Origin of the sequence: Mesorhizobium sp. ES1-4 (genome assembly GCF_020164745.1) — a bacterium.
GTDB lineage: Bacteria > Pseudomonadota > Alphaproteobacteria > Rhizobiales > Rhizobiaceae > Mesorhizobium.
Genome location: NZ_JAIUGV010000001.1, coordinates 326,771 through 346,522 on the forward strand (window position 1 = coordinate 326,771; position 19,752 = coordinate 346,522).

The 19,752-nt window shown below is 61.0% G+C and carries 21 protein-coding genes and 1 pseudogene; 8 read left to right on the top strand and 14 right to left on the bottom strand.

Annotation, left to right across the window (positions count from 1 at the left end):
- The first annotated feature begins 2 nt into the window (after nucleotides 1–2).
- Both LB556_RS01715 and LB556_RS01720 read left to right on the top strand, forming a co-directional pair.
- Nucleotides 3–962, top strand: coding sequence for a class I SAM-dependent methyltransferase (locus LB556_RS01715; RefSeq protein WP_224562456.1), 960 nt, complete (start codon nucleotides 3–5; stop codon nucleotides 960–962).
- Nucleotides 913–1,380 carry a hypothetical protein gene (locus LB556_RS01720; protein ID WP_224562465.1) on the top strand — a complete coding sequence of 156 codons (468 nt, stop codon included), beginning with the start codon at nucleotides 913–915 and terminating at the stop codon, nucleotides 1,378–1,380. The genes LB556_RS01715 and LB556_RS01720 overlap by 50 nt, the downstream gene beginning before the upstream one ends.
- Here the strand turns inward: LB556_RS01720 and LB556_RS01725 are convergent, their stop codons facing one another.
- Together LB556_RS01725 and LB556_RS01730 are read right to left on the bottom strand one after the other, a co-directional pair.
- Nucleotides 1,381–1,944, bottom strand: coding sequence for a sigma-70 family RNA polymerase sigma factor (locus LB556_RS01725; RefSeq protein WP_224563829.1), 564 nt, complete (start codon nucleotides 1,942–1,944; stop codon nucleotides 1,381–1,383).
- 312 nt (nucleotides 1,945–2,256) lie between these two features.
- Nucleotides 2,257–2,724 carry a hypothetical protein gene (locus LB556_RS01730; protein ID WP_224562466.1) on the bottom strand — a complete coding sequence of 156 codons (468 nt, stop codon included), beginning with the start codon at nucleotides 2,722–2,724 and terminating at the stop codon, nucleotides 2,257–2,259.
- Nucleotides 2,725–2,797: 73 nt separating this feature from the next.
- On the opposite strand from LB556_RS01730, the pseudogene LB556_RS01735 reads away from it, so the two are divergent.
- Nucleotides 2,798–2,970 (top strand): annotated as a pseudogene (locus LB556_RS01735) (pyruvate oxidase); the annotation flags it as partial.
- A 46-nt stretch (nucleotides 2,971–3,016) separates the two neighbouring features.
- Here the strand turns inward: LB556_RS01735 and LB556_RS01740 are convergent.
- Nucleotides 3,017–3,625 (bottom strand): cysteine hydrolase family protein, encoded by a 609-nt coding sequence (locus LB556_RS01740; RefSeq protein ID WP_224562467.1) that lies wholly within the window; start codon nucleotides 3,623–3,625, stop codon nucleotides 3,017–3,019.
- 206 nt (nucleotides 3,626–3,831) lie between these two features.
- On the opposite strand from LB556_RS01740, the gene LB556_RS31975 reads away from it, so the two are divergent.
- The 3 genes from LB556_RS31975 to LB556_RS01755 are packed head-to-tail and all read left to right on the top strand — an operon-like array spanning nucleotide 3,832 to nucleotide 5,287.
- Nucleotides 3,832–4,287 carry a GFA family protein gene (locus LB556_RS31975; RefSeq protein ID WP_411908559.1) on the top strand — a complete coding sequence of 152 codons (456 nt, stop codon included), beginning with the start codon at nucleotides 3,832–3,834 and terminating at the stop codon, nucleotides 4,285–4,287.
- A gap of 9 nt (nucleotides 4,288–4,296) precedes the next feature.
- Nucleotides 4,297–5,031, top strand: a complete 735-nt coding sequence (locus LB556_RS01750) for a Crp/Fnr family transcriptional regulator (RefSeq protein ID WP_224562468.1) — start codon at nucleotides 4,297–4,299, stop codon at nucleotides 5,029–5,031.
- A 19-nt stretch (nucleotides 5,032–5,050) separates the two neighbouring features.
- The gene (locus LB556_RS01755; protein WP_224562469.1) at nucleotides 5,051–5,287 is read left to right on the top strand and encodes a DUF6894 family protein; all 237 of its coding nucleotides are present in this window, start codon (nucleotides 5,051–5,053) and stop codon (nucleotides 5,285–5,287) included.
- Between the two features lie 100 nt (nucleotides 5,288–5,387).
- Here the strand turns inward: LB556_RS01755 and LB556_RS01760 are convergent, their stop codons facing one another.
- From LB556_RS01760 to iolE, 7 genes are all read right to left on the bottom strand, one after another.
- Nucleotides 5,388–6,326 (bottom strand): sugar phosphate isomerase/epimerase family protein, encoded by a 939-nt coding sequence (locus LB556_RS01760; protein WP_224562471.1) that lies wholly within the window; start codon nucleotides 6,324–6,326, stop codon nucleotides 5,388–5,390.
- Between the two features lie 25 nt (nucleotides 6,327–6,351).
- The gene (iolG, locus tag LB556_RS01765; protein WP_224562473.1) at nucleotides 6,352–7,344 is read right to left on the bottom strand and encodes an inositol 2-dehydrogenase; all 993 of its coding nucleotides are present in this window, start codon (nucleotides 7,342–7,344) and stop codon (nucleotides 6,352–6,354) included.
- A 94-nt stretch (nucleotides 7,345–7,438) separates the two neighbouring features.
- Nucleotides 7,439–8,257, bottom strand: a complete 819-nt coding sequence (locus LB556_RS01770; protein ID WP_224562475.1) for a carbohydrate ABC transporter permease — start codon at nucleotides 8,255–8,257, stop codon at nucleotides 7,439–7,441.
- Nucleotides 8,254–9,162 (bottom strand): carbohydrate ABC transporter permease, encoded by a 909-nt coding sequence (locus LB556_RS01775; protein WP_224562477.1) that lies wholly within the window; start codon nucleotides 9,160–9,162, stop codon nucleotides 8,254–8,256. Before LB556_RS01775 ends, LB556_RS01770 begins: the two co-directional genes overlap by 4 nt.
- Nucleotides 9,162–10,481 (bottom strand): extracellular solute-binding protein, encoded by a 1,320-nt coding sequence (locus LB556_RS01780; protein WP_224562482.1) that lies wholly within the window; start codon nucleotides 10,479–10,481, stop codon nucleotides 9,162–9,164. The genes LB556_RS01775 and LB556_RS01780 overlap by 1 nt, the downstream gene beginning before the upstream one ends.
- Before the next feature lies 1 nt (nucleotide 10,482).
- Entirely contained in the window at nucleotides 10,483–11,574 is a 1,092-nt protein-coding gene (locus LB556_RS01785) for an ABC transporter ATP-binding protein (RefSeq protein ID WP_224562485.1), read from the bottom strand.
- A 27-nt stretch (nucleotides 11,575–11,601) separates the two neighbouring features.
- Entirely contained in the window at nucleotides 11,602–12,510 is a 909-nt protein-coding gene (gene iolE / locus LB556_RS01790; protein WP_224563835.1) for a myo-inosose-2 dehydratase, read from the bottom strand.
- A 239-nt stretch (nucleotides 12,511–12,749) separates the two neighbouring features.
- On the opposite strand from iolE, the gene LB556_RS01795 reads away from it, so the two are divergent.
- Nucleotides 12,750–14,222 carry a PLP-dependent aminotransferase family protein gene (locus LB556_RS01795; protein ID WP_224562489.1) on the top strand — a complete coding sequence of 491 codons (1,473 nt, stop codon included), beginning with the start codon at nucleotides 12,750–12,752 and terminating at the stop codon, nucleotides 14,220–14,222.
- A 97-nt stretch (nucleotides 14,223–14,319) separates the two neighbouring features.
- Here LB556_RS01795 and LB556_RS01800 read toward each other — a convergent pair whose 3' ends face one another.
- On the bottom strand, nucleotides 14,320–15,021 hold the full coding sequence (locus LB556_RS01800) for a DUF4336 domain-containing protein (RefSeq protein ID WP_224563838.1): 702 nt from the start codon (nucleotides 15,019–15,021) through the stop codon (nucleotides 14,320–14,322).
- A 189-nt stretch (nucleotides 15,022–15,210) separates the two neighbouring features.
- Nucleotides 15,211–15,513 carry a DUF982 domain-containing protein gene (locus tag LB556_RS01805; RefSeq protein WP_224562492.1) on the bottom strand — a complete coding sequence of 101 codons (303 nt, stop codon included), beginning with the start codon at nucleotides 15,511–15,513 and terminating at the stop codon, nucleotides 15,211–15,213.
- A 442-nt stretch (nucleotides 15,514–15,955) separates the two neighbouring features.
- On the opposite strand from LB556_RS01805, the gene LB556_RS01810 reads away from it, so the two are divergent.
- Complete coding sequence (locus tag LB556_RS01810) at nucleotides 15,956–17,413, top strand: NCS1 family nucleobase:cation symporter-1 (protein WP_224562494.1); 1,458 nt, start codon at nucleotides 15,956–15,958, stop codon at nucleotides 17,411–17,413.
- 36 nt (nucleotides 17,414–17,449) lie between these two features.
- Here LB556_RS01810 and LB556_RS01815 read toward each other — a convergent pair whose 3' ends face one another.
- Nucleotides 17,450–17,989, bottom strand: a complete 540-nt coding sequence (locus LB556_RS01815) for a DUF1697 domain-containing protein (RefSeq protein WP_224562506.1) — start codon at nucleotides 17,987–17,989, stop codon at nucleotides 17,450–17,452.
- 8 nt (nucleotides 17,990–17,997) lie between these two features.
- Nucleotides 17,998–19,635 (bottom strand): CTP synthase, encoded by a 1,638-nt coding sequence (locus LB556_RS01820; protein WP_137931184.1) that lies wholly within the window; start codon nucleotides 19,633–19,635, stop codon nucleotides 17,998–18,000.
- Nucleotides 19,636–19,752: the final 117 nt, after the last annotated feature.

Below are 19,752 nucleotides of genomic sequence, written 5' to 3' on the forward strand. Positions count from 1 at the left end.
CCATGAGCGCGACCGGCCCAAAATCAGCCCAGCGCCGGACAGCTATGAGATCGGCCATCGAAGCCTGCATGGAGGATAGTGCTTGCGCCGAAGTCGTCGTCGCCAGGCTGGCGCTTTACCTGCAGACAGGGATCGGGGCGGCGGAATTGGCGGAGATCGTCCTTGATACCATCCCGTCGGTTCCGCGAGACGCGGACAGACTTCAAGAGGTAGCCGGGCTGCTTCGCCGCAACCCAGGCGCCTTCGCCATTTTGGGGGCGACGGGCGCGGCCGTTCGCCACGCACGCGACGAGGACGAGACGGATGCCGATGTCGTCACGCGATTGGCATCGAGCTTCGATGCGGCGGCAGCAATTTCGGGAACGGCAAGCGTCCAACTCGCATCCCTCGGCGATGAGGACAGGCTGTCAGCCACCACCGGCGAAATCGTTGCGTGGCTCAAGGAGCAGGATTTCACAGGAACCAGCCGGGACATCCTGGACATTGGTTGCGGCATCGGCCGTTTCGAGGGTGCGCTTTCCAACTCCTTCAACCGGGTGGTCGGCATCGACATATCCTCGCGGATGATCTCCATCGCCTCCGAGCGGTGCGCCGCACTGAGCAATGTTGAGGTGCGGCAAACCTCCGGTCTCGATTTGACCGAATTCGACGACAGAAGTTTCGATTGCGTGCTGGCGGTCGACTGCTTTCCTTATCTGGTTCTGGCCGGCATGGCTGAGCGGCATTTCGAGGAGATTGCGCGCGTTCTGAGACGGCCAGGCTGGCTGGCCCTGCTGAACTATTCCTACCGCGGATCGCTTTTTTTGGACCGCGCCGATATCAGCCGTCTGGCCGAAGCCCACCAATTACGAGTTGTCGTCAATGGCGAGAACCCTTTCCGGTCATGGGATGGCGACGCATTCCTGCTTGCGCATGGCGGCGGAACATTACCGCTCGCTGCCGGTTCGGACCGGAGGCGCTGAGCGCGTACTGGACGGCAATCGAATCAAGTCCGACCAATATCAGGATCAGGCCTCGAACCACTTGCCGAAGGAGATAAAGCGGTCGCGCCACATCCTTGGCCTGCGGCGATACAGGGCTGAGGAAAATAAAACTGTGCAAGGCCAGCCGGGCAACCGCGCCGACGGCGAACCTCACGTTGTAATGTCGAGCATTCGTCACCACAATATGATCAAGGGACTGCTGTCTACCCAAGAGAACATGATGTCTCGTTCGAGCGATGATACGGTGGACCCAGAATTCAGTCCGGCTATGGATCTGGAGATCGCTTCTCTCCTGTCTGCGATAGAGCGCGAAAAAGTTCCGGACCGGCTGACCAGACTGGCGATGGAGTTGCAACACGCGCTGGTCGAGAGACGTCGGCGTGGCGTGAAAAACTGACTATCTGCGGCTGTCGCCCTCGATATCGAGTTGACCGTCCGCCAGATGGTTTCGCCGTTCGATCAGTGTCTGCAGCGAATTCTCCCCAAGCAATACGAGAATGTTGGCGCGGGCACGGTTCAGCCTGCTTTTGACCGTCCCTACAGCGCAGCCGCATATCTCGGCCGTTTCCTCATAGCTCACTCCCAGAACGCCGATCAGCATCAGAACCTCGCGTTGGTGCTCGGGTAGCTTTTGAATGGCGCCGTGAACTTCCTTGCTCTGAACGCTCCATTCCTGCGTGGCTTCCGAAATCGGTCTGGAAGATGCACAATCGAGCAGGCCCGGGGCTTCCCGCGCGGCGATCTTGATCCGGGTGTAGTAAGTGTTGCGCATGATGGTGAAGAGCCATGACTTCATGCGCGTGCCGGGTTCGAACTTGTCGATGTTGGCGAGGCCCTTGGTCAGTGTCTCCTGCACCAGATCGTCGGCATCGTCGGGGACACGGCAGAAGGTACGCGCGAAAGCCCGCAGGGCCGGTATCAGCTCAACGATGGAAACTTCATTGGTTTCCTTGTCGGCCAAGAGGTAGCCTCCGGATGACAATGGTCCAGCTCCAAGAAGAAAGAATGTATGAACGCAACCCCTGCTAAATGCATGGAAGTTTGGTTCGTTCCTCGTGCTGGAGACAACTCTTCGGAAATTCCACAGCTCGAAAAAGCTGTCGTCCAACCGGTGCACACCCTGCCGCAGGTGATGCCCGTTCGAGTACGCGTGCGCGGCGTTCCTTTATAGGAACATAAGCCGCACCGGTGACCTATCATGGCTAGCGAACGGACCACCGCTCATCGTCGCCGACAACAACGGCCGGATCTCGCCCGCGACGTCCGCGGCCGCCTATTGCCGCTGCCTTTTCAGGACCTCGTCGGTCCCGACCAGCTTCTTTGCTGTGCCTGGAATGGTGGTCGACACCACCGCAGGCGGGTCGCTTGCCGGAAAAGAATCCTCCAATCCTGCCTGCAGTTGATCCTCGAGCGTCTGCGGCTCTTCGGAGCGGCCGGGAGTTCTGCGCGTGTCTATCTTCTCAACTGACTGTTTATTGTTCGGCGAAGCCTTCGCTTCCCGGATCAAGGCATAGAGCTGCTCGATCGCGAATTCCTTGATCATCTCGAAATCGGCCCGATCGTCCTTCGTCGCCTCGATCTGAGCGACCATGGCCTTCTCGAAGCGCTCAAGGCTTTCGCCGCCACAGGCGTGGGAAAGCCGCAGCAATGCTTCGTGCAGCATTTTGGGGGTGAAGTGAGCTGACGCTTCAAGCTTGAGCTGCCGCAGGCGGTCCGCAGTGGCGCCCTGATATTTTGACATGACGGTGTCCTTTCTCATGAGGAATATCAACGATGTCTGATCCCCGACGTTCCCTCACATCTGAACGCATTTCATGACCAGCCTTTATGACGCCAAGCTCGACAAGGCTCCCGTGGTCGCAATCACAGGCATGCAGTTCCACGATCTGATCGAAACGTTTACGCCGCAGGACGTAGATCTGACGCGCATGTTCAACGACGTCACCGTCTACAACGCCCATGTCTCCGTTGCACGCATATGGAAAACGACCTGAACCATCGTGACGACGCGCGACCGGAAACCACCCGTCGTTTCAGCTCCAACTCGACAGAACAGTTTCCATCTCGACGGTCTCAACCTGTTGCGCAAACCGCTGGTGATAGACTGTCATCAGCGCATCGTGCGTTGCATCCGAAGAACTGCACAAGGCATCGGTGACCAGCACGACGCGATAGCCGATGTCGATCGCGCCAAGGACGGTGGCGAGGACGCATACGTCGGTCTCGCCGCCGGTTATGACCAACGTATCAATCCCGCGCGCTGAAAGCAGCGCTTGGAGATTGCCCTCCGGCCATGGCGAATAGACGTGTTTGTCGATGACGACCGCCGGGGGGGAGTAGATCGCCAGTTCGGGAAGGAGCTTGATCATTCCAGGGCCGATGTTGTCGATCGTCATTGACGCCCACCGTTCATAATAGCGCTTCCAGGTGCCGGCACCATGCCCAGGCTTTTGTGCCGGCAGGAAGCGTGTAAAAACCGTCTCGGCGGCACGCCTTTCGACTAGACTGACGATGCGAGGGAGGACGCGGGAAATCCAGGGCGTCGCCCACTGCGAAGGCTCAGCGAACAGCCGCTGCATGTCGACACAGAGATGGGCGCACCGGTCGCCCAGGGGGCCATAGGCCAAGCCCGGAGCTGACATTAGCGGACGAAACCGGCACCGGCCCGGCGCAGTGCGGGAACGCGCGCCTGGCCGGATGCGTATGACACTGAGGTTCTGTTCAAATCCGGCGCTCCACCTTTGAATCGTGCGAACAACGTCACGCATCGGAACTCGTTCCTCCTGTCGAAACACATCACGCGTCGGACGTTCAATCGACAGAAACGCTTAAAAGGCACGGTTCGATCATCGATGCGGAACGATATGGAGGATGCCTCCGCGTCCGTTACCGCGTCACGTCACGACCCCGCGTCCCCAACTGTCATTGCGATATATGCCGGCGCTGCACCGGCAGCGCCTTCGCAGTGCTGGCCTGGGTGCCGTCGCCCAGCCTTCGGTGGCTCGGGGAAAGGCCATTCCATTGTCGCTCATCACCGATTGCGCAGCGAGGTTTTTGCCGGGACTGCGGCTCTCCCGTCCCGTTGGCCTATGACGCATCGCCGACCGAAATCTCCGTGCACGTCGAGCCGCAAATTGCCGAGGAGGCGCATGGGGGACAGACAAGACGGGAAGACCCGTATCGAACATTGCAGGCGCGTGGCCGATGCCGTCGAAGTGTTGCAGGCAGTGCAGCCAGCTCGAAATCTCCACCACCAGCTGGAACTTTTTGCGGGAATAAAAGTTCGGTGGCCAAAATCAGCTAGGTAGCCATTTTGCCTCCCACCTCATCCTCGGATGTGCTCATTCGTAAGCTTCAGACCATCTCGGATATTCGAGAGGCTGAAATTGCGATTTTGAAAAGCATACCGATTCAGGAGAAAGACTTGTCGGCCAACCACGACCTTGTGCGTGAAGGTGACCATCCTGTTTACTCATTCGTCGTACTGGATGGTTTGATCGGCTCCACCAAATACACAAGCGAAGGAAAGCGGCAGATCACGTCCTTCTTCGTTGCTGGGGACATTCCGGATCTGCACGGCCTGCATCTGTCGGTCATGGATTGTAATTTCTCGACCCTGACGCCAGCCCGAATCGGCTTCATGCGACACGAGATCTTGCGCAACATCTGCGATCAGCACCCTCGCATCGCCAACGCTTTCTGGCGGTCGACGCTGATCGACGCGGCAATATACAGGGAGTGGGTCACCAATGTGGGAAGGCGTGAGGCCTATACCCGGATGGCCCACATCTTGTGCGAACTCATATTTCGCTTGCGATCGGTCGGACGCATTCAGGATCACGTTGCCGATATTCCTATAACCCAAGCAGCACTTGGCGATGCATTGGGCTTGTCAACGGTACACGTCAACAGAATGCTTCAGGAACTCCGACGTGAAGGCCTCATCGCCACCACCGGATCGAGAATGCATGCAATCGACTGGCCCGGCCTCACTCACGCAGGAGATTTCGACGCGACCTACCTGCACCAAAGGAATCCTGCGGCTTAGTGATGACGGAAGCTCTTCGATGGCACGGTTCTTCTTCGACAGCGGCGATCGCGATTTGGTCTTGCAGGACGAGATAGGTGTCGAATGTGCTGGCATCGAAGAGGTGCGACGCGTCGGATTCGAGGGTCTTGTCGATCTCACGAGAGACACATTGAAAAGCGTCGACGGGCAGCAATTGTTTATCGAGGTGCGTGACGAAAGTGGCGACAAGATCCTGCGGTTGAGCCTCTCGCTTCAAATCAAAATGATGAGATAGATTCAAACCTCGATTTGCACATTGCGCCGGCCGCGCCGCTGACGAACGTGGTTGCTTCAGTGCCGCCGCCCGCGCCTCTCTCGGCCCGGCACGTCCCCGTCTATGAAAGGTTGATCGCGACGTTGCGCAGGAGCGCAACGGATTTTCGCATCCCTTCCATCGGGGTCAGCATCATGTCCTCGTGCTCGATTGATAAGACATCGTCGTAGCCAACTTGCTTGAGCGCGGTACAGAACTGCCGCCACCAGGTCTCACCGTGACCGTATCCGAGGGTGATGTAATTCCAGGCTCGTTCCGCATAGAGGTTCGACGGGCGCGAATCGAGCGTCCCGTCGATAGCCGCGGTGATTGGCTCTATCCTGGTATCCTTGGCGTGGACATAGTAGATCGCCGAGCCGAGCGCACGGATGGCGGCAATCGGGTCTGCCCCCATCCACAGCGGATGACTGGGATCGTAGTTGGCGCCCACCGTTTCTCCGACGGCGTCCCGGAGCTTGAACAATGTCTGGACATTGTACACGGCCTGGTGGCCATGCAGTTCCAGACATAATTTGTGAATGCCGAGGTTGTTTGAAAAAGCCACGAGGTCGCGCCAGTAGGGAATTATCCGCTCTTCCCACTGATAGTGCTGGATCTTGAGGCATTCCGGTGGCCAATCGGTGACGATCCAGTTCGGGTTAGCATCACCTGGTCCGCCCGGCAGGCCCGACATCATGACCACACGATCGATCTCCATCAGGCCGGCCAGCCGGATGGTGTCCTGTGTCACGCCATGGTGGACCTTGCCCTGCGGTCCCGGGTGCAGTGGATTGCCCGAGCAATTGAGCGCTGCAATCGTCAGCCCGTGATCCCGGATCTTGGCGACGAATTCCCTTCGGCTGACCGCGCTCGCCAGCATCGCCTGCAGGTCGATATGCGGCGCCGACGACCAGTTGCCGCAGGCGAACTCCAACGTCTGAAGTCCAAGCTCGGCGGAGGCGCGCAACATCTCGTCGAATGACAGGTCGCCGAGGCTGTCCGTGATCATCCCGATCTTCATCTGGAAACTCCTTGTTTCGATCGCACTAAAAGCTGACGGTTTCGAACCGGCCCGACTTGGCGGAGGCAAGCGCTGCCTCGCATAGGATCATCGCTTTGCGGCCGTCGCTCGCCGTGACGTCCGGCCGCCGCCCTGTTTCGACGCAGCTAATGAAATGATCGATCTCGGCGGCGTAGGACTCGGCGTAGCGCTCAACGAAGAAGTAATAGGGCTTGTCGCGCGATATCGCCTTTGCGCCTGATATCTCGACCGATGTCGGCAGTCTGTTGCCGGCCCGCAGCATCCCATCCGCGCCATGTACCTCGATGCGCTGGTCGTAGCCGTAGGCCGCCCTGACGCTGTTGTTGATGTGACATTGACGGCCGGACGCGGTGCGCAGCACGAACATCGCGGTATCGTAGTCCCCCAGCTTGGCATATTGCGGCGCGACAAGTGACGACCCGGTCGCGAAAAGCTCCACCGGCTCCTCACCCAACAGGTTTCGTGCCATGTCGAAGTCGTGGATGGTCATCTCCCGGAAGACGCCCCCTCCTCCGGCCAGCGCTTCCTCGGTCTCCGGTTCCGGATCCCGGCTGGTGATGATGACCTGTTCGACGGCGCCGATCTCGCCTCGCCCAAGACGCGCCTTCAGCGCCCGAAAACTCGGGTCGAACCGACGGTTGAATCCTATCTGAAAGGGCACACCGGCCTTCTCGACAGCCGCCAGACATTGATCGGTGCGCTTGAGATCGAGATCGATCGGCTTTTCACAGAAGATCGCCTTGCCTTTGGCGGCCGCCGCCATGGCAAGATCCGCATGCGTTCTCGTTGCCGAAGCAATGAACACCATGCGGATCGATGGGTCATTCATCACGGTCTGGGTGTCGGCGATCTCGGCTCCTGTCAGGGCTGCGACCTTCGAGGCCGCCTCCGTGTTCGGATCGACGATGTAGCGCAGCCGCACGCGGGGATGGCGCGCCAGATTGCCTGCATGCACCTGGCCGATGAGGCCAACTCCAAATAGACAGACATCGATCATGCGTTTGATTTCCCTGAAAGGTCGCGCGGTGTCGGGCTGCCTTGTGCGTGGCCGAGGCGACTTGATTGAGGTGGGTGGCTGCCGGGCCGCGTCGTCATTTGACGGCTCCCATGGTCAGCCCGCGAACCAGATGGCGCTGCACCAGGAGCGCGAAGAAGACGATCGGCAACGCGCCGATGACGCCGGCCGCCGACATCGAGGCCCAGTCGGTGTCGATGCGGCCGATCAGCGTGGCGGTGCCGCGCGGCATCGTCATCGCCCGGGGCGTGGCCGTCAGCGCCAGCGCGAACAGGAATTCGTTGAAGGTGACAAGCACGGCAAAGATGGCGGTCGCCGCGAGGCCGGGTGCCGCCAGCGGCAAAGTGATGCGCCGGAACGCACCGAAACGGGAATCGCCGTCGACCATGGCGGCTTCCTCCAGATCCACCGGGATTTCCCGAAAGAAGCTCTCCATCATCCAGACGCAGAAAGTGATGTTGAACGCGGTGTAGGTGGCGATCAAACCCAGCCAGGTGTCGAGCAGGCCGAGCTTGAGCATCAGCAGGTAGACCGGGATCAGGATGACGACCGGCGGCACGATGCGCAGCGTCAGCAGGAACAATCCGACCTTGCGCTCCATCGCGAAAGGCAGGCGAAAGCGGGCGATCGCATAGGCGCCCATCGCGCCGGCCACCAGGGCGATCGCAACGGAGAAGAACGTCACCACCAGCGAGTTGGTCAGATAGGCGCCAAACTGCTTCTCCGTGAACAGCCTGATGTAATTGTCCAGTGTCGGGACATGCGGATAGAGCGTGCCCTCCTGGGTGATCTCGCGATTGGACTTCAGCGACGTCGAGACAAGCCAGTAGATGGGCAAGAGCACGATGGCCAGCACCGCGCTCATCACCCCGATGCGGGCCAGGCGACTGTTCATGATGCGTCCACCCTGCGCAAAAGCCTCACGGCGCTGAAGGCCAGCGCAAGCACGACCAGTCCGATCGTGACGAAGAGTGCTGCCGCATAGCCCGTCTGCTGGAACTTGAAGGCGGTGTCGTAGCCATAGATCGAGACCAGCCGCGTCGCCTCGCCCGGTCCGCCCCGGGTGAGCACGAACACCTGGTCGAACGTGCCGAAGGCGTCGATCGTTCGAAGCACGATGGCGATCGCCAGCACCGGCCGCATCATCGGAAAGGTAAGATCGGCAAACACCCGCCAGTTGCCGGCGCCGTCGACGCGGGCGGCCTCGAACGGTTCGTGCGGCAGCGACTGCAGGCCGGCGAGCAGGATCAGGAACATCAGCGGCGTCCATTCCCAGACATCGAGAACGACAAGGCCGAAGAAGGCCTTGACGGGGCTGCCGAGGATCTGCACCTGGCCGCCGCCCATCCACTCGGAGATTGCCGTCAGCATGCCGGCGTCGCTGGCATAGATCAGCCGGAAGACAATGGCGACGACGACCGGCGTTATCACCATCGGGATGATCAGGATCGTTCTGAGCAAGCGGATGCCACGAAATTCCCGCAGGCAGAACAAGGCCAGGGCAAAACCCAGGATTGCCTCGAACGTGACCGACAGCGCGACGAATTTAACTGTCACCCAGAGCGCGTTCAGAAACTGCGGGTCACTCCACAGCTTGATGTAGTTCTGCATGCCGACATTGGCGACCACCGAGCCGTAGCGATAGGCCTCGGTGCTGGCGCGCAGGCCATCCCAGAGAGGGTAGACAAGCACGCCCAGCACGATCAGCAGGCCCGGCGCCAGCATGAGATAAGGGAGGGCGAGGTCGAGCCCCGCCCCCTGCAGACGGTATTTGCGGCTCTGCGTTCCGCCCTTTGCCATCAGTAATAGCCGACCGAAGACAGGTAGTCCTTGACCTGCTTGGCGGCATTGTCCAGTGCCGCGCCGCCGCCCGAGCCGGCCTGAAGCGCCTTGTTGAGCTCGATGCCGAGCAGCTCCTCCACTTTGGCCCAGTCCGGCGTCCGCGGCCTCGGCAGCGCGCCGGCATCGAGCTGCTGCAGAGCGACCGGGATCAGCCGGTTGCCGGGCTTGGCGATGCCAAAGGCACTGCGCTTGACAGGAATGGAGCCTGCTTCCGACAGCTTGGCCTGAATGTCGGCGCTGACATACCACTTGAGGAACTCGACCGAGTTGGCCTTGTTGGGCGCCGATTTCGGGATGCCGGCGATGAAGATGCCCATCTGGGCGATCGCCGATGTCTGCTTCGGCACGACGCCGAAATCCAACTTGCCCGCCACCTTGGTCTGCGTCGGATCGTCGGCCTTCAGCGCATTGCCCGAATACTGGATGATCGCGCCGGCATCGCCGCCGAGGATCGCCGCACCTTCCTGATCCGAGTCGAACTCGACAACGCCGCTCGGCGCGTTCTGCTTCATGGTGCCGACGAAGAAATCGGCCGAAGCCTTGCCTTCGGCGGAATTGAAGATCGGGTTCCATTTGTCGTCGAAGAAGGAGCCGCCAAACGACAGGAAGACCGGATACCAGCTGGTCACGATCGGATTTCCGGAAACGCCGCGGAACACGACCGGATATTTGATCTTGCCGGCCGCAACGCCTTCCTTGCCCTTGGCGATGACCTCGTCCCAGGTCTTGGGCGCGCCGCTCGTGTAGACATCGTTGCGGTAGGTCAGGGTCTGCAGATCGCCGACGAACGGCACGCAGATCAGCGTCGGCGTGGCGGTTTCGAAGCCTTTCACGCGTGCGCCCTTCTGCGGCGGCCAGTAGCCCATATCGATCATGGAGCCGATCCAGTCCTTGTCGCTGCCGTCAATACCGGCCGCGCCGAGATCCTCGAGCACATTGGCGGCGCCGAACTGCGGCACCCATGGATCGTCGAGAAGGTAGAGGTCGTACTGGCCGGCACTGTTCTTGGCGTCGGCGAACCACTTCTCCAGCGTCACCCCGTATTCATCCTCGAGGAATTCGATATCGAAGCCGGCATCCTTGGCGAGCGGTATGATCTTCTGCTTGAACGGCGTCAGGCCGCCATCGGCGAAAGCGCCGATGATCACCTTCTTGCCGGCCGCCCTGGCCGGGACAGGCAGGCCGATTGCGGTAAGGGCCGTGGTTGCAAGCGCCAGGCCAAGTCCTCCCTTGAGTACGGAGCGGCGAGTAAGTCTGCTTCTGCTGGACTGCGTCATTTCACTCTCCATCACTGTTGACCCTGTGGACGGCCGTCAGGCCGGCCGAATTGAAGAAGCATGCGTTCGACACATCAAAAGTGACCGCGATGTTGGCGCCGACCTCGCCCTTGAAGTCGCGGCCCGCGCGGACCGAGACATTGCCGCCGCCAAGTCGAACGTTGACCAGTGTCTCGTTGCCCATCGGTTCGACCACATAGATCTCGCCAGGCAGCGCGTTGGGCGCGCCCGGCGCTGACACGCTCATGTCTTCCGGCCGCAGGCCGATCTCGACCACTTGCGCCGCGCGGCACGCCGCGAGCCGGACGGCGGGAATCGCAACCGGCGTTCCGCCGATCGCGATGCCTTGTTCGGCCAGTATGGTTGGAAGGATGTTCATCGGCGGATTGCCGACGAAGGTGGCGACGAAACGGTTGGCCGGGCGGTCGTAGATGTCGGCCGGCGGCGCCATCTGCTGCAACTCCCCGCCGTGCATCACCGCGACGAAGTCCGCCATGGTCAAGGCCTCGACTTGGTCGTGGGTGACATAGAGGGTGGTTGCTCCGAGCCGCTGGCAAAGCCGCTTGATCTCGCCGCGCATGGTCAGGCGCAACCTTGCGTCCAGGTTCGACAGCGGCTCGTCCATGAGGAAGGCCGCCGGATCGCGAACGATCGCGCGCGCAAGCGCCACGCGCTGCCTCTGGCCACCGGAGAGCTGGCGCGGACGGCGATCAAGCAGGTGGCCGATCTCGAGAACCGCTGCGACCTCGTCTATCTTGGCGCGACGCTCGGCATCCGGCATACCGCGAATCCACAAGGGATAGCCGATGTTCTCGCCAACCGTCATCTGCGGATAGAGCGCGTAACTCTGAAAGACCATGGCGATGTCGCGGTCGCGCGGCTGCAGCCGGGTGACGTCGCGCTCGCCGATGAAAAGCTTGCCGGCGCTCGGCATGTCGAGGCCTGCCAGGATGCGCAGCGCCGTCGTCTTGCCGCAGCCCGAAGGACCGAGCAGAGCCAGGAACATGTGGTCGGGAACGGCAAGGTCGAGCGACCGCAGGACGTTCAGCGCGCCGTAGTTCTTGACCACACCTTGGTACAGGACAGAACTCATTGCCGCTCCCCAGCGCCCCCAAAGGTATCAGCTCTGCCGCTCCTTGACCTCGAAACCGGCTTTGCGGGCTAGGTCGCGCAGGTTGCGATAGCCCATCGTCGCATAGGTAAGCGGGTGGGCCTTGGCCGGATCCTGTTCGGCCTCGACCACCAGCCAGCCGGCATAGCCATTGTCGGCCAGCACCCGCAAAAGCGTCAGATAGTCGATGGAGCCATCTCCGGGCACGGTGAAGATGCCTTCCATCACCGCCTCCATGAAGCTCATATCCAGGGCGCGAGCGCGTTTAAGCACATCCGGGCGTACATCCTTGCAGTGCACGTGGACGACGCGGCCGACATGCCGCCGCAGCAGCGCCTCGGGATCACCGCCGGAAAACAGGCAATGGCCGGTGTCGTAGAGGAGGCCAACGGCTTCGCCCGAACCGGCCATGAGCCTGCCGATCTCGTCATCCGTCTCGACGATGGTTCCCATGTGATGGTGAAAGGCCATGCCCACGCCGAAATCCGAGAACCGTTCGGCCAGTCGCGTTATCTTGTTGCCGTAGGATTTCCACTCGCCCTCGGCAAGTCTGGGACGCTGCGAGATCGGATCGTGAATGGCGCCATGACGGCCGCGCGACGTATCGGCGTAGACGACGTGCCTGGCGCCAAGGTCGCGTAGCAGCGTCAGATGCGGCAGGATGGCGTCGAATTCCTCCTCGACCTCCTTTTCGCAGATCCGGCCATCGTACCAGCCGGAGACCAGTTCAAGGCCATGCGTCGCGAGGACCGCGGCCAGATCCTTGCTCCTGCGCGGGAACTTGCCGCCGAGTTCGGTGCCCGCGTAGCCGGCCTCGGCCGTTTCGGAAAGACAGACCTCGAGTGGCGTATCGCCGCCCAGCTCGGGCACGTCGTCGTTGCTCCAAGTGATCGGATTTATGCCTATCCGGACCGCCATCATCGCTCCTCACCGAACCAGACCATTGGTCGCGACGCTTCATCCCGACCATCCGGTCGGCGAAGGCGTTTCACTTGCAATCTCTCTGGCCCGTCGTTCCCCTTTTTCTTTTCATCTAAGCGCCAATCTGTCTCCATCGCGAGAGCCAGTTTGCACGGAAGTGAAGGTGCCAGTTTCAATCGGCGCGGCGCTCGGCTAAGCTCTGCCTGTCGTCATGCGGCCGAGGATTTTCGATGCGGATGTCAAGGCGAAGGCGTCAGGCCTTTCCGATGGATGCGCTGGTCATCGACCGGAACATCGACGAACCGATCCATCGCCAGCTTTATCGGCAGATTGCATCGATGATCCGCGACCGCCGCTTGGCGCCAGGCTCGGAACTGCCGTCGACACGCGCGCTCGCGGAGGATCTGGGTCTCGCGCGCAACACGATCGTCGGTGCGTATGACCAGTTGGCGACGGAAGGCTATCTTGCAAGCCGGCAAGGCGCGCGCCCGGTGGTTGTCGACCTGCCCGTGCACTCGACAGATCGAGGCGACAAACCCGCGGCCACGGCACTTCGACGCCCGCTTTCCAGGCGCGGCGAGAGCCTGATGCAGCAGCCCTTCCATCATGGGTCCCCTGGTCGCTTCGCCTTTCATCCGGGCATGCCAGACTGCCAGAACTTCCCCTTCGGGGTCTGGGGCAGGCTGGTCGCGCGCCGGGCTACCTTTGGCGCCAACATGTTGTTCGGCACCTATCATGTGACGGGCCTGCCGGCGCTCAAGGAGGCGATAGCCGGCTACCTGATCTCGGCAAGGGGTGTGCGATGTTCTCCCGAACAGATCGTGGTGACGACGGGAGCGCAGGCGGCGTTCGATCTGCTGGCACGCCTGCTGCTCGATCCGGGCGACGCGGTCTGGCTAGAGGAACCGGGCTATTACGCGGCGAAGGCGGCCTTCACCGTCGCTGGCGCCAATATTCTGCCGCTTGTCGTCGACCGCGACGGATGGCAGATGAGCCAGCCCGAGGTTTCACCGCGCCTGATCTACGTGACGCCGGCCTGCCAGCATCCCCTGGGGATCACGATGCGAATGGACCAGCGGCTGCGCCTGTTTGAAATCGCCGAGCGCAACAATTCGTGGATCATCGAAGATGATTTCGACGGAGAATACAGGTTTCAGGGAAGGCCGGTCCCCGCCATACAGAGCATGGATTATGCCGACCGGGTCATCTATGTCGGCACCTTCGCGAAATTGCTGTTTCCGGCGCTCAGGCTGGGGTTCATGGTCTTGCCCGCCGCTCTGTGCGAGGGCATTCCGCATGCGCTGAGCACCACCGGGCAGTTCGCACCGCTGGTGCTTCAGGCAGCGCTTGCCGATTTCATCAATGAAGGCCACATGAGCCGACACCTCAAGCGCATGCGCCGCATCTATGCCGAGCGACGCAAGTTTTTTTACGAATTGTGCGAGACCGAACTGACCGATCACCTGACCCTTTCAGCGGCGGAAGCCGGAATCCAGGTCGTTGGCTCGCTTCACGAACGTTGCGACGACCGGGCGGTCGTGCATTGCGCCGACAAGCTCGGCGTCAATGCCTCGCCGCTGTCGAAATATTACTGGTCATCCTCCGGCAATGGCCTGGTGCTTGGCTATGCTGCCTGCAACAAGGCCGAGAGCGAAGCGGGAATCCGACGTCTGCGCCAGGCCATCGAGCACGTGCGGACTTTGTCATGAGCCCGTCTCACGGGGGGACTGGAAGACGACCGTCGACTATTGTGTAAGAGCAGCGGATAATTGCCATTCGGCGACCGGCCAATTGCCGACGTTGGAACTACTTGAGCAGCCATGAAAAGGCACGCCTCAAAAAGGCTTCGCCACCCGTCCTGACAACCTCGCCATGCGCCACGACGACGTGCTCGGGATGTTGTTCGATCAACTCACGAATCTTTGGACGCGCGGTAGCGCGTTTGCGGAAACTGATCCGATAGTCGATTGGCGGATACCCCCATCCTTCGACCATTTTCGAAAGTCTTGCGATCGGCCGCATCCACCACGGCCAATGGCGTTTCAAGAACGTCTCGCTGAAGGTCTGTGAGAGGTCGGCGATGATGGCGGTGCGCGATGCTTGGTGAAAGAAGATCAGTTCGTCCATGAATGGTGAATTGGTGAAATAGAACTGCTCGATCTGTCCTTTCCATTCGGCTGGTGGCTCGTCGGTCAGAGCTCCGGAAAAATGAAGTTCCTTGCACTTGGCGATTGTCGCCACCGTCGCCCATAAACTCGCCCCCGGGAATGCGGCTTGCCACTCGCCTAGAAACAGATAGTGCAGCTTATTGGGGCTGACTATATGCCGAACAGGCCCCAGTGCTCGAATCTCAGCCTCGATCGCAGCCGTCCTTTCGACCGGCGACCACAACCACAGCCCGCCATCGGCAAGGCGCACGACGGCCATGCGTGTCGGATAATCGAATCCTTTGAACGAGACGATTCCGCCGTCCGCAATCCACAGGTTCGATCCCAGCGGTTCCAGCATCGTCGCCAAGTCTAATCCGGCAGATGGGCGCTTTCCACCCAATAAGGGCAGTCGCAGCGCGATTGCAGCGATATCGATCGACACAGTGTCGATGGTGATTGATGGGTGAGACGGCCTGCCAGAAGCCAAAACACTGGGTCATCGCGCCCACAACGAGCGCGACCTAGAATCGGCAAAGTGGCGCTGCGTCTATCGCCGCAGCGCGTGTATGCCAGCCATGCTGTTGTCGCCTACCGGCATTGCCATGTCATCGTCGAGAAGCCGTGTGATCCGGGCAAACCCGGTGAACGCCTTTCTGGCTTCCTCCGCCGACATCTGTCCCGACAGGGCGGCCGAACAGCAATTCAGCGCACACTGGTACACAGGCCCGCGCCGTCCAGTCGGCCATTTACGCAAGAAAACCATCGCCTCGGCGACACTATCCACTTCTTCTACAGGGTGCCCCTGCCCGCGCGATATCCGCACGGGCGAAAAGAAATGCAGGTAGTCCATTGTTTCCTCCCGGTCGACCGAAATGCGCTCGATCGAACCTTATGGAACGCGCCGTCCGGTGATTGGTTCCAAGCGAAAAACAGAATCTTCAAAAACCTGGCAGCCGGATGCGATCACCAGTTCCCGCTATATCGTGGGGAAGTGGCAAGCCGCCTTGCGGCCAGGCCGGTACTCTCTCAGTTCCGGCCGCTGCGAGCGCTCAACCGCGGCATCGGGGATGGAACGGCAGCCGGATGGCGGCTTCAGCGGCTCGATACGTCGCCTGCCAGGATGATACGCTTCAAACGCGGCTCACCATAGCGGCCCGTCGATAATCGCGATTCGCATTGAATATCTTTAAGGCCAAAGCCGGCAAATCGGTTGCTTGTCGGTTCCCCTGCGTCAGGCGTAACCTTAGCGGTCAATGCGTGAGGGCGCGTTGCTGCAAGAAGGGGACATTGCAATGACCATACAAGGCGCATCGCCTGATCTGTATAATGAGGATCTCGCTCCGGCCAAGGTTCGAAACTGGGGACCATTTTCGATCTTCAACGTCTGGACGTCGGACGTCCACAGCCTGTGGGGCTACTACCTCGCCGCCAGCCTGTTTCTGTTCTGTGGCGGCTTCGTCAATTTCATCATCGCCATCGGCATCGGTTCGCTGATCATCTACGCGCTGATGAACATGGTTGGCTACGCCGGTGTGAAGACCGGTGTGCCCTACCCCGTGCTTGCCCGCGCCTCCTTCGGTATCTGGGGCGCCAACATTCCCGCACTGGTGCGCGCCGTCGTCGCCTGCTTCTGGTACGGTGCGCAGACCGCCGCCGCTTCGGGCGCCATCGTCGCATTGCTCATTCGCTCGCAATGGTTCGCCGATTTCAACGCCAACACCCATTTCCTCGGCCATTCCGGCCTGGAGGTGATCTGTTTCGTCATCATATGGGCCCTGCAACTGCTGATCATCCAGAAAGGCATGGAAACGGTGCGCCGGTTCCAGGACTGGGCAGGCCCTGCCGTCTGGGTGATGATGCTGCTCCTTGCCATCTATCTCTGCGTCAAATCCGGAACCTTCGCCTTCACCAGCGATATCCCGATGGACGTGCTTCTGGAAAAGACCAAGGATGCCGGCGTGCCTGGAACTCCGGGTTCGTGGACATCGCTGTTCGCGGTCGCCGCGATCTGGGTGACGTACTTCTCGGCGCTCTATCTCAATTTCTGCGATTTCGCCCGCTATGCGCCCGATCAGGCGGCGTTGCGCAAGGGCAACATTTGGGGCCTGCCGGTCAACCTGATCCTCTTCTCCCTGGTCGCCGGCGTTACCACCATCGCCGCCTACGACGTCTACCACGAGGTGCTGCTGCATCCCGACCAGATCTCGGCCAAGTTCGATAGCTGGTTCCTGGCTGCCCTTGCGGCCTTGACCTTCGCGGTGGCGACCTTGGGCATCAACGTGGTGGCCAACTTCGTCTCACCAGCGTTCGACTTCTCCAACGTCTTTCCGCGCCAGATCGACTTCAAGAAGGGTGGCTACATCGCCGCTGTCATCGCACTCGTGCTCTATCCCTTCGCGCCGTGGGAAGGCAGCGCCGCCTCCTTCGTCAACGTCATCGGCGCGACGATGGGACCGATCTTCGGCGTCATGATGGTTGACTACTATCTGATCCGGAAGAGCGAGGTGGACGTCGAGGCGCTGTACCGCGAGGACGGCGAGTTCCGCTTCCAGGGCGGCTGGCATGTCAATGCCTTCATCGCCGCCGGCATCGGCGCCATCTTCTCCTCGATCCTGCCGAACTTCACCAACTGGCTGCCGTCCTGGTGGGGCGTTTATGGCTGGTTCTTCGGTGTGGCGATTGCCGGAGCCATCTACTACGTGCTGCGCACCGCCGCCCTGGGTGCAGGCGCCAAGACAGCAAAAGCCTGACAAGTATCTCCGGGGCGGCGCGACGCCGCCCCGGATTCACGCTCCTGTCATCTCGGCAAGTTTGCGCACCGTGTTCCAGTTGCGCGAGGTGCCGATGCCAAGGCGCTTGTGATTGGCGGCGGCGAGCAGCCGGGAGCTTGGCCTCTCCCGCGAAAAGGCGACCCAGATGTCGCCGCCGACCAGCAGCACCTGCTCGTCCGCGGCGGCACAAGCCCGAAGACCCGATATGGTATCCACGGCCACGGGTTCGCGCATCACACGGACGGCGACCTGGTCGCCGGTTTCCGCCGATTGAGCCGGGAATGGATTGCTCGCTGCGAGTTTGCCCCAATCGCTGGCGCTACGCACAATGATGTCGACGTGGCGGTCGAAGGCCCGTTCGAAGGCTGCCTCCAAGCGCCTTTCAAGGACGGCGATGGAGGTTCTTTCACTCTCCAGGACGAGATTACCGGTCGCCCCCAAGGTGCGGACATTCTTCAGGCCGAGGCCTTCCGCCATCGCCTTGAGGTCGGACATGAGGACCCGACGCCCCCCGCCCAGGATGATGCTGTAGAGGAGCGCCACATAGGTCCGCATGGAAGCGGTCAGACCAGTCGGCTTTGCTCCACCGCCGCCTCGATGAAGCTGGCGAACAGCGGATGCGGATCGAGCGGCCGGCTCTTCAGTTCAGGGTGATATTGCACGCCGATGAACCAGGGATGGTCGGGATATTCGACCGTTTCCGGCAGCACACCGTCGGGCGACATGCCTGCAAACACCAGCCCGCAATCCTCCAGGCGCTGCTTGTAGTCGATATTGACCTCGTAGCGGTGCCGGTGACGTTCGGAAATCTGGGTGTCGCCATAGATATCGGCGATCTTCGAGCCCTTGGCGAGTTCTGCCTGATAGGCGCCGAGCCGCATGGTGCCGCCGAGATCGCCGCTCGCCCTGCGCTTTTCCAGCATGTTGCCCTTCAGCCACTCGGTCATCAGGCCGACAACCGGCTCCTTGGTCGGGCCGAACTCGGTCGAGGAGGCATGTTCGACACCGGCCAGCGAGCGTGCCGCCTCGATGCAGGCCATCTGCATGCCGAAGCAGATGCCGAAATACGGCACCTTGCGCTCGCGCGCGAATTTCGCCGCCAGGATCTTGCCTTCGGAGCCGCGTTCGCCGAAGCCGCCGGGCACCAGGATGCCGTGAACCTTCTCCAGCCACGGCGTCGGATCCTCCTTTTCGAAGATCTCCGATTCGATCCAGTCGAGCTTGACCTTGACGTGGTTGGCCAGCCCGCCATGCGAGAGCGCTTCGATCAGCGATTTGTAGGCGTCCTTGAGGCCGGTATACTTGCCGACGATGGCGATAGTGACCTCGCCCTCGGGATTGTGGATGCGGTTCGAGACAGCCTGCCACGGCTCCATTCGGGGCTTGGGCGCCGGATCGATGCCGAAGGCCGCCAGCACTTCCGAATCGAGACCTTCCTTGTGATAGGCCATCGGCACGTCATAGATGTGCGGCACGTCGAGCGCCTGGATCACGGCGCTTTCCCTGACATTGCAGAACAGCGACAGTTTGCGGCGCTCTTCCTTGGGAATGGCGCGGTCGGCGCGCACCAGAAGAATATCCGGCGCAATACCGATGCCGCGCAATTCCTTGACCGAATGCTGGGTCGGCTTGGTCTTCAGCTCACCCGCCGTCGGGATATAGGGCATCAGCGTCAAATGGACATAGACGGCGTTGTTGCGCGGCAGATCGTTGCCGAGTTGGCGGATCGCCTCGAGGAACGGCATCGCCTCGATGTCGCCGACCGTGCCACCGATCTCGCACAGCACGAAATCATAGTCGTCATTGCCGTCGAGCACGAAATTCTTGATCTCGTCGGTGACGTGCGGGATGACCTGCACCGTCGCGCCGAGGTAGTCGCCGCGCCGCTCGCGCTCGATGATGTTCTTGTAGATACGCCCGGTCGTGATGTTGTCCTGCTGATTGGCGGAACGTCCGGTGAAGCGCTCGTAGTGGCCAAGATCGAGATCGGTCTCGGCACCGTCATCGGTCACGAACACCTCGCCATGCTGGTACGGCGACATCGTGCCGGGATCGACATTAAGGTAGGGGTCGAGCTTTTTGATGCGTGCGCGATAGCCTCGCGCCTGCAGGAGAGCCCCAAGGGCCGCTGCGGCAATGCCTTTTCCGAGTGAGGAAACCACGCCGCCTGTGATGAATACATATCGCGCCATGGGAGTCATCGCTTAACGCGGCCGGATTGATTCCGCCAGAGAAAAAACCGCCGCGAAGGCTTTTTCCCAAGAAGGCGCTCGGACCATGATCCCCAATAATGGAATCCGGTTTTCGAATGGGTCACG